This is a genomic window from Escherichia sp. MOD1-EC5495 (assembly GCF_002965965.1).
Taxonomy (GTDB): domain Bacteria; phylum Pseudomonadota; class Gammaproteobacteria; order Enterobacterales; family Enterobacteriaceae; genus Escherichia; species Escherichia ruysiae.
Genome location: NZ_PTRI01000034.1, coordinates 17,549 through 30,855 on the forward strand (window position 1 = coordinate 17,549; position 13,307 = coordinate 30,855).

Genomic DNA, 13,307 nt, shown 5'->3' on the forward strand with positions numbered 1-13,307 from the left:
TCGACTATGATACAGACGAAAATAAGAACACATGTTCTCATCTTCCTGGATGCAGCAGACTGAAGAAATTCAGACATCCCGCAACCTGCGACTATCGCAAGGTCAAGGCAAAGTCCGGTAATGGCGTTCTGAATACCAGAGATGATTCTCTGGCGAAACCCACCTTAAGGTGGGTTTTGTTATTTTGAGGGCTGAGGAAGCGACTTATTTCTTAATAGGTTGTAGGCGATGGTAAAAAATTTCACTGCTTTACCTTTCTGTTTTTCAGAAATGGGATAAGCACTAGTTACATGCAAGCGGAGTTTTTTCTTTTCTCTAAAAACCCTGAACGCAACAAAGTAAAATTTCTTTTCTCCCCCCTCTAACTCCACTTCAATCACGGCATAACTACCATACCCGGCATGAATAACTTTGCCTTCTGGCAGCGCCAAAATAGCTCTTTTTAAGTGCATACGTGCTAAGTTATAGCGATGCTGGCAGAAGGGACGAGATTCTTTAGGCGCATAATACATTAACGATAGTTTTTCTTCGTTCGTCTGATGTTCATAATCTTTTGTGAAACAGTGAAGAGAGTAGGTAACCCAAAAGCGATACTCTAAAGGCTCTTTGCCCTCATGATGCTGAACGTAGACGGCCTGATGAGCATCAAGAAACGATAAATCACGAACGTTACCATCCGGATGTTCAAAAGGCCGCCACTTCTCTACTTCCTGTTTCATTCTCGTGCCTTAAGAAAGTTACACGGGAATAGTATCGAATCCTTGCCAACTTTGACTCAATTAGTTCAGTCAGTTTCAGGATGTTAGCCAGCTTTACATTTATTATGAGCATCCAGAAATTCGTTAAATATTCTGATAAATGGTCTTTTCCTGAATCGCCCCCATAAAAAAACCCGCCGAAGCGGGTTTTTACGTTATTTGCGGATTAACGATTACTCGTTATCAGAACCACCCAGACCTGCGTTCAGCAGTTCTGCCAGGCTGGCAGACGCGTCTTCTGCAGTCACCTGCGGTGCAGCCGGAGCTTCGCCCGCAGCACGGCGGCGCATACGATCCTGGTGATACGCATAACCCGTACCTGCCGGGATCAGACGACCCACGATAACGTTCTCTTTCAGACCGCGCAGTTCATCGCGTTTGCCCGCAACAGCTGCTTCGGTCAGTACGCGAGTGGTCTCCTGGAACGATGCCGCAGAGATGAACGACTCGGTTGCCAGAGACGCTTTGGTGATACCCAGCAGATCGCGGGCGTAAGTTGCACCCACTTTGCCGTTCGCTTCCAGTTCGCGGTTTGCGATCTTGACGCGAGAGTATTCAACCTGTTCGCCTTCCAGGAAGTCGGAGCTACCCGCGTTAACGATGGTGGCTTTACGCAGCATCTGACGAACGATAACTTCGATGTGTTTATCGTTAATCTTAACGCCCTGCAGACGGTATACGTCCTGTACTTCATTAACGATGTAACGAGTCACAGCATGAACACCACGCAGACGCAGAATGTCGTGCGGCGCTTCCGGACCGTCGGAAATGACGTCACCACGTTCTACACGTTCACCTTCGAACACGTTGAGCTGACGCCATTTCGGAATCATCTCTTCGTAAGGTTCGCTGCCGTCTACCGGAGTGATAACCAGACGACGTTTACCTTTGGTTTCTTTACCGAAGGAAACGACACCGCTGATTTCAGCCAGGATTGCCGGCTCTTTCGGACGACGTGCTTCGAACAGGTCCGCAACGCGCGGCAGACCACCGGTGATGTCCTTGGTACCGCCGGATTCCTGCGGAATACGCGCCAGGGTGTCACCAGAGCTGATTTGTACGCCATCTTCCAGCTGAACAATCGCTTTACCCGGCAGGAAGTACTGCGCAGGCATATCAGTACCAGGGATCAGAACGTCGTTACCCTGAGCATCAACGATTTTCAGTGCCGGACGCAGATCTTTACCACCTGCGGTACGTTCTGCGGAATCCAGAACTACCAGCGAAGACAGACCGGTCAATTCGTCGGTCTGACGAGTAATGGTCTGACCGTCAATCATATCGGTGAAGCGAACAAAACCGCTTACTTCAGTGATAACCGGCATGGTGTGCGGGTCCCAGTTTGCAACGGTTTCGCCGCCTGCAACCTGTTCGCCATCACCTTTCGCCAGTACCGCACCGTAAGGCACTTTGTAGCTTTCTTTGGTACGACCAAATTCGTCGATCAGTTTCAGTTCGGTGTTACGGGAAGTGATAACCAGTTTACCGCTGGAGTTCACAACCGACTTCACGTTGCTGAGCTTGATGCTACCTTTGTTTTTCACCTGGATGCTGGATTCAGCAGCCGCACGGGACGCCGCACCACCGATGTGGAACGTACGCATGGTCAGCTGTGTACCCGGTTCACCGATGGACTGTGCCGCGATAACACCGATTGCTTCACCTTTGTTGATGATGTGGCCACGCGCCAGGTCACGACCGTAGCAGTGCGCACATACACCAAAGTCGGTGTCACAGGATACAACAGAACGTACTTTAACCGCGTCGACAGAGTTCTCTTCCAGCAGGTCACACCACTGTTCGTGCAGCAGCGTGTTGCGTGGAACGAGGATATCGGCAGTACCCGGCTTCAGAACGTCTTCTGCAGTTACACGACCCAGTACGCGATCGCGCAACGGCTCTTTAACGTCGCCACCCTCGATAACCGGGGTCATCATGATACCTTCATGAGTACCACAATCGTCTTCGGTAACCACCAGATCCTGCGCCACGTCAACCAGACGACGAGTCAGGTAACCGGAGTTCGCCGTTTTCAGTGCGGTATCCGCCAGACCTTTACGAGCACCGTGGGTGGAGATGAAGTACTGGAGTACGTTCAGACCTTCACGGAAGTTCGCAGTGATTGGCGTTTCGATGATGGAGCCATCCGGCTTCGCCATCAGACCACGCATACCCGCAAGCTGACGAATCTGTGCAGCAGAACCACGCGCACCGGAGTCGGCCATCATGTAGATGCTGTTGAAAGATACCTGCTTCTCTTCCTGACCGTCACGGTTGATAACGGTTTCAGTTTGCAGGTTATCCATCATCGCTTTGGATACACGATCGTTCGCCGCAGCCCAGATATCGATAACTTTGTTGTAGCGTTCGCCCGCAGTTACCAGACCAGACTGGAACTGCTCCTGAATTTCAGCAACTTCTGCTTCCGCCTCGGAGATGATTTCGTGTTTCTTCTCCGGGATGACCATGTCATCGATACCAACCGATGCACCGGAACGCGCTGCATATGCAAAGCCGGTGTACATGATCTGGTCCGCAAAAATAACGGTCGGTTTCAGGCCGAGAATGCGGTAGCAGGTGTTCAGCATTTTGGAGATTGCTTTTTTACCCAGCGCCTGGTTGACGATGGAGTAAGGCAGACCTTTCGGTACAATCATCCACAGAATGGCACGGCCAACGGTCGTGTCCTTCAGGCTGGTTTTCGCTACTAATTCACCGTTAGCATCTTTTTCGTATTCAGTGATACGCACTTTGACGCGAGCATGCAAAGAGGCCAGGCCAGCGCGATAAATACGCTCAGCTTCTTTCGGGCCAGTCAGCACCATGCCTTCGCCTTTGGCGTTAACACAGTCACGGGTCATGTAGTACAGACCCAGTACAACGTCCTGAGACGGAACGATGATTGGTTCGCCGTTCGCCGGGGACAGGATGTTGTTGGTAGACATCATCAGCGCACGCGCTTCCAGCTGGGCTTCCAGCGTCAGCGGTACGTGAACAGCCATCTGGTCACCATCGAAGTCGGCGTTATATGCCGCACAAACCAGCGGGTGCAGCTGGATAGCTTTACCTTCGATCAGTACCGGTTCAAATGCCTGGATGCCCAGACGGTGCAGAGTCGGTGCACGGTTCAGCAGTACCGGGTGTTCGCGGATAACTTCGTCCAGGATATCCCAAACGACAGCTTCTTCGCGCTCAACCATTTTCTTAGCGGCTTTGATGGTGGTAGCGAGGCCACGCAGTTCCAGCTTGCCGTAGATAAACGGTTTGAACAGCTCCAGTGCCATTTTCTTCGGCAGACCGCACTGATGCAGACGCAGGTATGGACCTACGGTGATTACAGAACGACCGGAGTAGTCAACACGCTTACCGAGCAGGTTCTGACGGAAACGACCCTGTTTACCTTTGATCATGTCGGCCAAAGATTTCAGAGGACGCTTGTTAGAACCGGTGATTGCACGACCGCGACGACCGTTATCCAGCAGGGCATCTACCGCTTCCTGCAGCATACGTTTTTCGTTACGTACGATGATGTCCGGCGCAGCCAGATCCAGCAGACGTTTCAGACGGTTGTTACGGTTAATGACGCGACGATACAGATCGTTCAGGTCAGAAGTCGCGAAACGACCACCATCCAGTGGAACCAGCGGACGCAGATCTGGCGGCAGAACCGGCAGAACGGTCAGGATCATCCACTCTGGCTTGTTGCCAGACTGTACGAACGCTTCCAGCAGTTTGATACGCTTGGTCAGCTTTTTACGTTTGGTTTCGGAGTTAGTTTCGTTCAGCTCTTCACGCAGCTGCTCGCACTCTTGCTCCAGATCCATGCTCTTCAGCAGGGCCTGGATTGCTTCCGCACCCATCTTCGCGTCGAATTCGTCACCGAACTCTTCCAGCGCGTCCAGATACTGCTCTTCAGTCAGGATCTGCTGGCGTTCCAGGTTGGTCATACCGCCTTCGATAACCACATAGGATTCGAAGTACAGCACGCGTTCGATATCGCGCAGCGGCATATCCAGCAGCAGGCCGATACGGGACGGCAGCGATTTCAGGAACCAGATGTGCGCAGTCGGAGAAGCCAGTTCGATGTGGCCCATACGCTCACGGCGTACTTTGGTCTGGGTCACTTCAACGCCGCACTTCTCACAGATAACGCCACGGTGTTTCAGGCGCTTGTACTTACCGCACAGGCACTCGTAGTCTTTTACCGGCCCAAAGATACGGGCGCAGAAAAGGCCGTCACGCTCAGGTTTGAACGTACGGTAGTTAATGGTTTCCGGCTTTTTAACTTCACCGAAAGACCATGAACGGATCATGTCTGGCGATGCCAGAGCAATTTTGATCGCATCAAACTCTTCGGTTTTAGTCTGCGCTTTCAGAAACTTTAATAAATCTTTCACGGATTTGCTCCCGTCGGAGTTAGCACAATCCGCTGCCGGGTTTTACCCCGACAGCAGTGACCTGTTTGAGCGAGAATTACTCGTCTTCCAGTTCGATGTTGATACCCAGCGAACGAATCTCTTTCAACAATACGTTGAAGGATTCTGGCATGCCCGGCTCCATCTGATGGTTGCCGTCCACGATGTTCTTATACATCTTGGTACGACCGTTCACATCATCAGACTTAACGGTGAGCATTTCCTGCAGAGTGTATGCCGCGCCGTATGCTTCCAGCGCCCACACTTCCATCTCCCCGAAACGCTGACCACCGAACTGTGCCTTACCACCCAGCGGCTGCTGAGTAACCAGACTGTAAGAACCAGTGGAACGCGCGTGCATCTTATCGTCGACCAGGTGGTTCAGTTTCAGCATGTACATGTAACCTACGGTTACCGGACGTTCGAACTGTTCACCAGTGCGGCCGTCGTACAGGCGGATCTGACCAGAAGTCGGCAGGTCGCCAAGTTTCAGCAGCTCTTTAATTTCTGCTTCTTTCGCACCGTCGAATACCGGCGTTGCGATTGGCATACCTTTGCGCAGGTTTTCAGCCAGACGCATAACTTCTTCATCGCTGAAGGTACTCAGGTCAACTTTCTGGCGAACGTCAGCGCCCAGATCGTACGCACGCTGGATGAATTCGCGCAGTTTCGCGACTTCTTGCTGCTGTTTCAGCATGGCGTTGATCTTATCGCCGATACCTTTCGCAGCCATACCCAAGTGGGTTTCCAGAATCTGACCGATGTTCATACGAGACGGTACGCCCAGCGGGTTCAGTACGATGTCTACCGGTGTACCGTTTTCATCGTAAGGCATATCTTCGATCGGGTTGATCTTAGAAATTACACCCTTGTTACCGTGACGACCTGCCATCTTGTCACCAGGCTGGATACGACGTTTAACCGCCAGATATACCTTAACAATCTTCAGCACGCCCGGTGCCAGATCGTCGCCCTGGGTGATTTTGCGGCGTTTCGCTTCGAGTTTCTTCTCGAACTCGTGTTTCAGTTCGTCATACTGCTCAGCCAGCTGTTCCAGCTGATTTTGTTTCTCTTCGTCGGTCAGGCCCAGCTCCAGCCAGCGATCGCGCGGCAGTTTGTCGAGCTTCTCAGCTTCAACGCCACCGGCTACCAGCACAGCACGGATACGGCTGAACAGACCCGCTTCGAGGATCTGCAGTTCTTCAGACAGGTCTTTCTTCGCCTGTTTGAGCTGCATTTCTTCGATTTCCAGCGCACGTTTGTCTTTTTCTACGCCATCGCGAGTAAAGACCTGAACGTCGATAACCGTACCGGATACACCGTTTGGTACGCGCAGAGAAGAGTCTTTAACGTCAGACGCTTTCTCACCGAAGATCGCACGCAGCAGCTTCTCTTCTGGAGTCAGCTGGGTTTCGCCCTTCGGCGTTACCTTACCAACCAGAATGTCGCCACCGGTCACTTCCGCACCAATGTAAACGATACCGGATTCATCCAGTTTGGAGAGCGCAGCTTCACCCACGTTCGGGATGTCAGCGGTTATCTCTTCCGGTCCCAGCTTGGTGTCACGAGACACACACGCCAGTTCCTGAATGTGGATGGTGGTGAAACGGTCTTCCTGAACAACACGCTCGGATACGAGGATGGAGTCTTCGAAGTTGTAACCATTCCACGGCATGAACGCTACGCGCATGTTCTGACCAAGCGCCAGTTCACCGAGGTCGGTGGACGGACCGTCTGCCAGCACGTCGCCACGTTCTACCGGTTCACCCAGAGACACACACGGCATCTGGTTGATACAGGTGTTCTGGTTAGAACGGGTGTATTTGGTCAGGTTGTAGATGTCGATACCTGCTTCACCCGGATACATCTCGTCTTCGTTAACTTTGATAACGATACGGGAAGCATCCACGTACTGAACGACACCACCACGTTTAGCTACCGCAGTTACACCGGAGTCAACGGCAACAGCACGTTCCATACCCGTACCAACCAGCGGCTTATCAGCGCGCAGAGTCGGAACGGCCTGACGTTGCATGTTCGCACCCATCAATGCACGGTTGGCGTCATCGTGTTCAAGGAACGGGATCAGGGACGCACCGACGGATACCACCTGCTGGGTGGATACGTCCATGTAGTCAACCTGGTCGCGGCTGAACAAGCTGGATTCGCCTTTGCTACGGCAAGTTACCAGGTCTTCTACGAAGTGGCCTTCTTCATCCAGGTTGGAGTTCGCCTGGGCGATAACGTAGTTACCTTCTTCGATAGCAGACAGGTAGTGAATTTCGTCAGTTACAACACCGTCGGTCACTTTACGATACGGAGTCTCAAGGAAGCCGTATTCGTTAGTCTGTGCGTATACGGACAGGGAGTTGATCAGACCGATGTTCGGACCTTCAGGGGTTTCGATTGGACATACGCGACCGTAGTGAGTCGGGTGTACGTCTCGAACTTCGAAGCCTGCACGTTCACGGGTCAGACCGCCTGGGCCGAGTGCAGAGATACGACGTTTGTGCGTAATCTCAGACAGCGGGTTGTTCTGGTCCATAAACTGAGACAGCTGGCTGGAACCGAAGAACTCTTTCACTGCTGCGGAAATCGGCTTGGCGTTGATCATGTCCTGAGGCATCAGGGTATCCAGATCGCCCAGAGACAGACGCTCTTTCACCGCACGCTCTACACGTACCAGGCCAACGCGGAACTGGTTTTCCGCCATTTCGCCAACGGAACGGATACGACGGTTGCCGAGGTGGTCGATATCATCGACTTCGCCTTTACCGTTACGGATATCGATGAGCTTTTTCATAACATCAATGATGTCGTCTTTGCTCAGGATACCGGAACCTTCGATTTCTTCGCGCAGCAGAGAACGGTTGAACTTCATACGACCAACCGCAGACAAGTCATAGCGGTCTTCGGAGAAGAACAGGTTCTCGAACAGGCTTTCAGCAGCTTCACGAGTCGGCGGCTCGCCAGGACGCATCATGCGGTAGATTTCTACCAGTGCGCTCAGACGGTCGTTAGTTGGGTCGACACGTAAGGTTTCAGAGATATATGGGCCGTGATCCAGATCGTTAGTAAACAGCGTTTCGATACGCTTGTGACCAGACTGGCTCAGCTTAGCCAGCAGATCCAGGCTCAGCTCCATGTTCGCTGCACAGATCAGCTCGCCGGTAGACTCATCAATATAGTCTTTAGCAACCACTTTACCTGCGATGTACTCAACCGGGACTTCGATCAGTTTGACGTCGTCTTTTTCCAGTTGGCGAATGTGGCGCGCAGTAATACGGCGGCCTTTTTCTACGTACACTTTACCGTTAGCTTCGATGTCGAAAGATGCGGTTTCACCACGCAGGCGTTCCGGCACCAGTTCCATCTGCAGCTTGTTATCACGGATTTCAAAGATAACTTTTTCAAAGAACAGGTCGAGGATCTGTTCAGTGGTGTAGTTCAGGGCACGCAGAATGATTGTCGCAGGCAGTTTACGGCGACGGTCGATACGTACGAACAGGTTGTCCTTCGGATCGAATTCGAAGTCCAGCCAGGAACCACGGTAAGGGATGATGCGCGCGTTATACAGCACTTTACCCGAAGAGTGGGTTTTACCTTTGTCGGAGTCAAAGAAGACGCCTGGACTACGGTGCAGCTGGGAAACAATAACACGCTCAGTACCGTTGATAACAAAGGTACCGTTGTCTGTCATGAGCGGAATTTCGCCCATGTAGACTTCTTGTTCTTTAATGTCTTTTACGGTGCCTTCCGGCGCTTCGCGCTCATAGATCACCAGACGCAGTTTAACGCGCAGCGGTGCGGAATAGGTCACGCCACGGATTTGACATTCCTGGACGTCAAACACCGGTTCGCCAAGGCGGTAGCTGACGTATTGCAGCTCGGAATTACCGCTGTAGCTCTGAATCGGGAATACGGAACGGAAAGCAGCTTCCAGACCATACTGCCCTTCAGGATCTTGCTCGATAAATTTCTGAAACGAGTCAAGCTGGATAGAAAGGAGATAAGGTACATCCAGAACTTGTGGACGTTTACCAAAATCCTTACGAATACGTTTTTTCTCGGTATAGGAGTAAACCATAGGGTTCCTCAGCTCGCTGACAAGTCGACCCATCTGTCCACTGAGCGGACAGTTTGTGCAACACTATTTTGTTGACCGGAAAATGGATACTTTCCGCAATGCCTGTTGCTATCACGCTTAAACCATTTCATTGCGATTTACACAGAACGGGTGTTCTGTCGCAGTATATTAAGTCGTCGATAGAAACAAGCATTGAAAGGCACAGCAGTAGTCAAACAGTGTGAAACGCTACTGGCGCCTTACAGCGCAAAAAGGCTGGTGACCAAAAAGTCACCAGCCATCAGCCTGATTTCTCAGGCTGCAACCGGAAGGGTTGGCTTATTTAACTTCAACTTCAGCGCCAGCTTCTTCCAGAGCTTTTTTCAGTGCTTCAGCGTCATCTTTGCTCACGCCTTCTTTCAGAGCAGCTGGAGCAGATTCTACCAGGTCTTTAGCTTCTTTCAGACCCAGGCCAGTTGCGCCACGTACTGCTTTGATAACAGCAACTTTGTTAGCGCCAGCAGCTTTCAGAATTACGTCGAATTCAGTTTTTTCTTCAGCAGCTTCAACCGGGCCAGCAGCTACAGCTACAGCAGCAGCAGCGGAAACACCGAATTTTTCTTCCATTGCAGAGATCAGTTCTACAACGTCCATTACAGACATAGCTGCAACTGCTTCAATGATTTGATCTTTAGTGATAGACATTTAAATTGTTCCTGAATATCAGAATAAGTTTATACGTAAGCGAATGCGTTAAAAAGATAACTGCGATTAAGCAGCTTCTTTCGCATCGCGTACAGCAGCCAGAGTACGAACCAGTTTGCCAGCCGAAGCTTCTTTCATGGTTGCCATCAGGCGTGCAATTGCTTCTTCGTAGGTCGGCAGAGTTGCCAGGCGGTCGATCTGAGACGCCGGGATCAGCTCACCTTCAAAGGCAGCGGCTTTGACCTCAAATTTTGCATTCGCTTTCGCGAACTCTTTGAACAGACGAGCTGCAGCGCCCGGGTGTTCCATAGAGTATGCAATCAGGGTCGGACCAACAAACGCGTCTTTCAGGCACTCGAACGGAGTACCTTCAACAGCACGACGCAGCAGGGTGTTACGAACAACACGCATGTATACGCCAGCTTCGCGACCTGCTTTACGCAGTTCAGTCATTTTATCTACAGTCACGCCACGGGAATCCGCAACCACTGCAGACAGCGCGCCTTTGGCTACTTCGCTGACTTCAGCAACAATCGCTTGTTTGTCTTGAAGATTTAAAGCCATTAGCTTTGCTCCTGGATGTTTGCCAGAGAAAATCTCTGGAACTCACTTCACTCCTCCAAATGGAGAGAGCGTCTTAATTACGGTGAGCAGAAACAAGCCAGAATATAAAAGAATAATCTTAGCGTTCTGTCACCGTCTACGCAGGGGATTAAGTTTCTTGCGAAACTCCTGCGGTCTTCGACGGAGGCCTGGATAGGCCAGGCTCCAACGAACAAATCTTTTTAGCTGCTAACTTTCGTTAGCATACGTGGGGGTAAGATTGTAGACAAAATCACCGCCCACGTAAAGGCATTAGTTTGCAGAAGCGCTCAGGCCAGCCTGGTCAACTGCAACACCTGCACCCATGGTGGTGGAGATGCTAACTTTCTTGATGTACACGCCTTTCGCCTGAGTCGGTTTTGCTTTTTTCAGCGCAACCAGCAGAGCTTCCAGGTTTTCTTTCAGTTTGTCAGCGTCAAAGTCCACTTTACCGATGGTGGTGTGGATGATGCCGTTTTTGTCGTTACGGTAACGAACCTGGCCAGCTTTAGCGTTTTTAACCGCTTCAGCAACGTTCGGCGTTACAGTACCCACTTTCGGGTTTGGCATCAGGCCGCGCGGCCCCAGAACCTGGCCCAGTTGGCCAACAACGCGCATTGCATCCGGAGAAGCAATAACAACGTCAAAGTTCATTTCGCCTTTCTTGATCTGGTCAGCCAGATCTTCCATACCTACCAGTTCAGCGCCTGCAGCTTTAGCAGCTTCAGCGTTTGCGCCCTGGGTAAATACAGCTACGCGAACGGAACGGCCAGTACCGTGCGGCAGTACAGTTGCACCACGTACGTTCTGGTCAGATTTACGAGCGTCGATGCCGAGGTTAACAGCAACGTCCACGCTTTCTACGAATTTAGCAGTCGCCAGCTCTTTCAGCAGAGCGATAGCTTCGTTGATGTCATACTGTTTGGTCGCATCAACTTTCTCGCGGATAACACGCATGCGCTTGGTCAGTTTAGCCATTTCTTAGTCCTCCACTACCAGGCCCATGGAACGTGCAGTACCTTCGATGGAGCGAGTCATCGCTTCAATGTCGGCACCAGTCATGTCGGCAGCTTTGGTCTGCGCGATTTCCTGCAGCTGAGCGCGGGAAATTTTACCCACTTTGTCTTTGTTCGGCTTACCGGAACCAGACTTGATACCAGCCGCTTTTTTCAGCAGAACTGCTGCCGGCGGAGTCTTGGTAACGAAAGTGAAAGAACGGTCAGCGTAAACAGTGATAACTACCGGAATCGGCAGACCTTTTTCGATGGAATCAGTTTTTGCGTTGAACGCTTTGCAGAATTCCATGATGTTTACGCCCTGCTGACCCAGAGCCGGACCTACTGGCGGACTCGGGTTAGCCATACCAGCTGCAACCTGCAGCTTGACATAGGCTTGTACTTTCTTAGCCATTATAAATTCCTCAAGTTGGGTAATAACGCCTCTGAGAGGCTCCCCGTGATATAAAAAATCGTTTTACGGGCAAGGCCCATAAAAACAAAAGGCGCGAAATTGTATTCCAATCTCACGCCTTGTGCAACGATTTAATCGCCGCTTTTTTGATCGCTAGATTAGGCTTTTTCAACCTGGCTGAAGTCCAGCTCTACCGGGGTCGCACGACCGAAGATAGAAACAGAGACTTTCAGACGAGACTTCTCGTAATCCACCTCTTCAACGACGCCGTTGAAGTCAGCGAACGGACCATCATTAACACGAACCATTTCACCCGGCTCAAACAGCGTTTTCGGACGCGGCTTATCACCAACCTGCTGCAGGCGGTTCATAATCGCATCAACTTCTTTATCGCTGATTGGCGCAGGACGATCGGAAGTACCGCCGATGAAGCCCATCACACGCGGTACGCTGCGCACCAGGTGCCAGCTCGCGTCGTTCATCACCATCTGAACGAGGACGTAGCCAGGGAAGAATTTGCGTTCGCTTTTGCGACGCTGACCGCCACGGATCTCAACGACTTCTTCAGTCGGAACCATGACTTCGCCAAACAACTCTTCCATGTTGTGTAATTTGATATGCTCACGCAGCGACGTTGCTACGCGGCCTTCAAAACCGGAAAACGCCTGAACGACGTACCAGCGCTTTTTAGGAGCTTCAGACATCTCAGAACCTCAGGCCAGTGATAAAGGATACCAGGCGAACCAGAATACCATCCAGTCCCCACAGGATCAGTGACATTACTGCGGTAACCGCAGCCACAATCAGCGTGGTGTGCAATGTTTCCTGGCGAGTCGGCCAAATGACCTTACGGACTTCGGTACGCGCTTCACGGGCAAAAGCAACGGTTGCTTTACCTTTTGTCGTTAACAGCGCGACACCACCCGCTGCAGCAATCAGAATTACTACGGCCAGCGCACGCAGCGGCAGCATAATGTCGCGATAAAGGTAGTTGCCGACGATTGCCACCAGGAGCAATGCCACCACAACGACCCACTTCATCGCTTCCAGGCCGCGCCCGCTTCCTTGAGCTTCGGTATTCGCACTCATAAACCAACCTGTCAGAAGTATTCTACAAACATTTTCACCCCGCGATAGCGAGGCAAACCAAATCGAAACGCGTATTCGCTTTTCGGATTATACGCCCTCAACAGAGCCTGTCTCAGCAATGATTATGACAAAGAAAATCACTGATGAGCCAGGTTCTGGTACGAAAGCGTGCAAAAAGGGCATCAAATGATGCCCTTTTATTGCGCATTGCGTCAAATGTTATCGGCAATTAGCTCAGAACTTTAGCTACAACGCCCGCGCCAACGGTACGGCCGCCTTCAC

General features: G+C 51.4%; 9 protein-coding genes. All 9 read right to left on the reverse strand.

The window, feature by feature from the left end; all coding sequences use genetic code 11:
* Positions 1 to 179 precede the first annotated feature (179 nt).
* Positions 180 to 719 (reverse strand): stationary phase growth adaptation protein YjaZ, encoded by a 540-nt coding sequence (yjaZ, locus tag BEG40_RS20355; RefSeq protein WP_105286026.1) that lies wholly within the window; start codon positions 717 to 719, stop codon positions 180 to 182.
* Positions 720 to 931: 212 nt separating this feature from the next.
* A complete protein-coding gene (gene rpoC, locus BEG40_RS20360; RefSeq protein WP_000653937.1) occupies positions 932 to 5,155 on the reverse strand; it encodes a DNA-directed RNA polymerase subunit beta' in 4,224 nt (1,407 codons plus the stop codon).
* 76 nt (positions 5,156 to 5,231) lie between these two features.
* A complete protein-coding gene (gene rpoB / locus BEG40_RS20365) occupies positions 5,232 to 9,260 on the reverse strand; it encodes a DNA-directed RNA polymerase subunit beta (protein WP_000263098.1) in 4,029 nt (1,342 codons plus the stop codon).
* 318 nt (positions 9,261 to 9,578) lie between these two features.
* Positions 9,579 to 9,944 carry a 50S ribosomal protein L7/L12 gene (gene rplL / locus BEG40_RS20370; protein ID WP_000028878.1) on the reverse strand — a complete coding sequence of 122 codons (366 nt, stop codon included), beginning with the start codon at positions 9,942 to 9,944 and terminating at the stop codon, positions 9,579 to 9,581.
* A 66-nt stretch (positions 9,945 to 10,010) separates the two neighbouring features.
* Positions 10,011 to 10,508, reverse strand: a complete 498-nt coding sequence (gene rplJ / locus BEG40_RS20375) for a 50S ribosomal protein L10 (RefSeq protein ID WP_001207201.1) — start codon at positions 10,506 to 10,508, stop codon at positions 10,011 to 10,013.
* Between the two features lie 291 nt (positions 10,509 to 10,799).
* Positions 10,800 to 11,504 (reverse strand): 50S ribosomal protein L1, encoded by a 705-nt coding sequence (gene rplA, locus BEG40_RS20385; protein WP_001096683.1) that lies wholly within the window; start codon positions 11,502 to 11,504, stop codon positions 10,800 to 10,802.
* 3 nt (positions 11,505 to 11,507) lie between these two features.
* Complete coding sequence (gene rplK / locus BEG40_RS20390; protein ID WP_001085926.1) at positions 11,508 to 11,936, reverse strand: 50S ribosomal protein L11; 429 nt, start codon at positions 11,934 to 11,936, stop codon at positions 11,508 to 11,510.
* A 158-nt stretch (positions 11,937 to 12,094) separates the two neighbouring features.
* Entirely contained in the window at positions 12,095 to 12,640 is a 546-nt protein-coding gene (gene nusG, locus BEG40_RS20395; RefSeq protein ID WP_001287521.1) for a transcription termination/antitermination protein NusG, read from the reverse strand.
* A gap of 1 nt (position 12,641) precedes the next feature.
* On the reverse strand, positions 12,642 to 13,025 hold the full coding sequence (gene secE, locus BEG40_RS20400) for a preprotein translocase subunit SecE (protein WP_001275702.1): 384 nt from the start codon (positions 13,023 to 13,025) through the stop codon (positions 12,642 to 12,644).
* Positions 13,026 to 13,307 lie beyond the last annotated feature (282 nt).

What these genes read in the sequence shown, in the direction of transcription:
- yjaZ (WP_105286026.1), bottom strand. Translation starts at nt 719, where the DNA reads ATGAAACAGGAAGTAGAGAAGTGGCGGCCTTTTGAACATCCGGATGGT.
- rpoB (WP_000263098.1), bottom strand. Translation starts at nt 9,260, where the DNA reads ATGGTTTACTCCTATACCGAGAAAAAACGTATTCGTAAGGATTTTGGT.
- rplL (WP_000028878.1), bottom strand. Translation starts at nt 9,944, where the DNA reads ATGTCTATCACTAAAGATCAAATCATTGAAGCAGTTGCAGCTATGTCT.
- rplJ (WP_001207201.1), bottom strand. Translation starts at nt 10,508, where the DNA reads ATGGCTTTAAATCTTCAAGACAAACAAGCGATTGTTGCTGAAGTCAGC.
- rplA (WP_001096683.1), bottom strand. Translation starts at nt 11,504, where the DNA reads ATGGCTAAACTGACCAAGCGCATGCGTGTTATCCGCGAGAAAGTTGAT.
- rplK (WP_001085926.1), bottom strand. Translation starts at nt 11,936, where the DNA reads ATGGCTAAGAAAGTACAAGCCTATGTCAAGCTGCAGGTTGCAGCTGGT.
- nusG (WP_001287521.1), bottom strand. Translation starts at nt 12,640, where the DNA reads ATGTCTGAAGCTCCTAAAAAGCGCTGGTACGTCGTTCAGGCGTTTTCC.
- secE (WP_001275702.1), bottom strand. Translation starts at nt 13,025, where the DNA reads ATGAGTGCGAATACCGAAGCTCAAGGAAGCGGGCGCGGCCTGGAAGCG.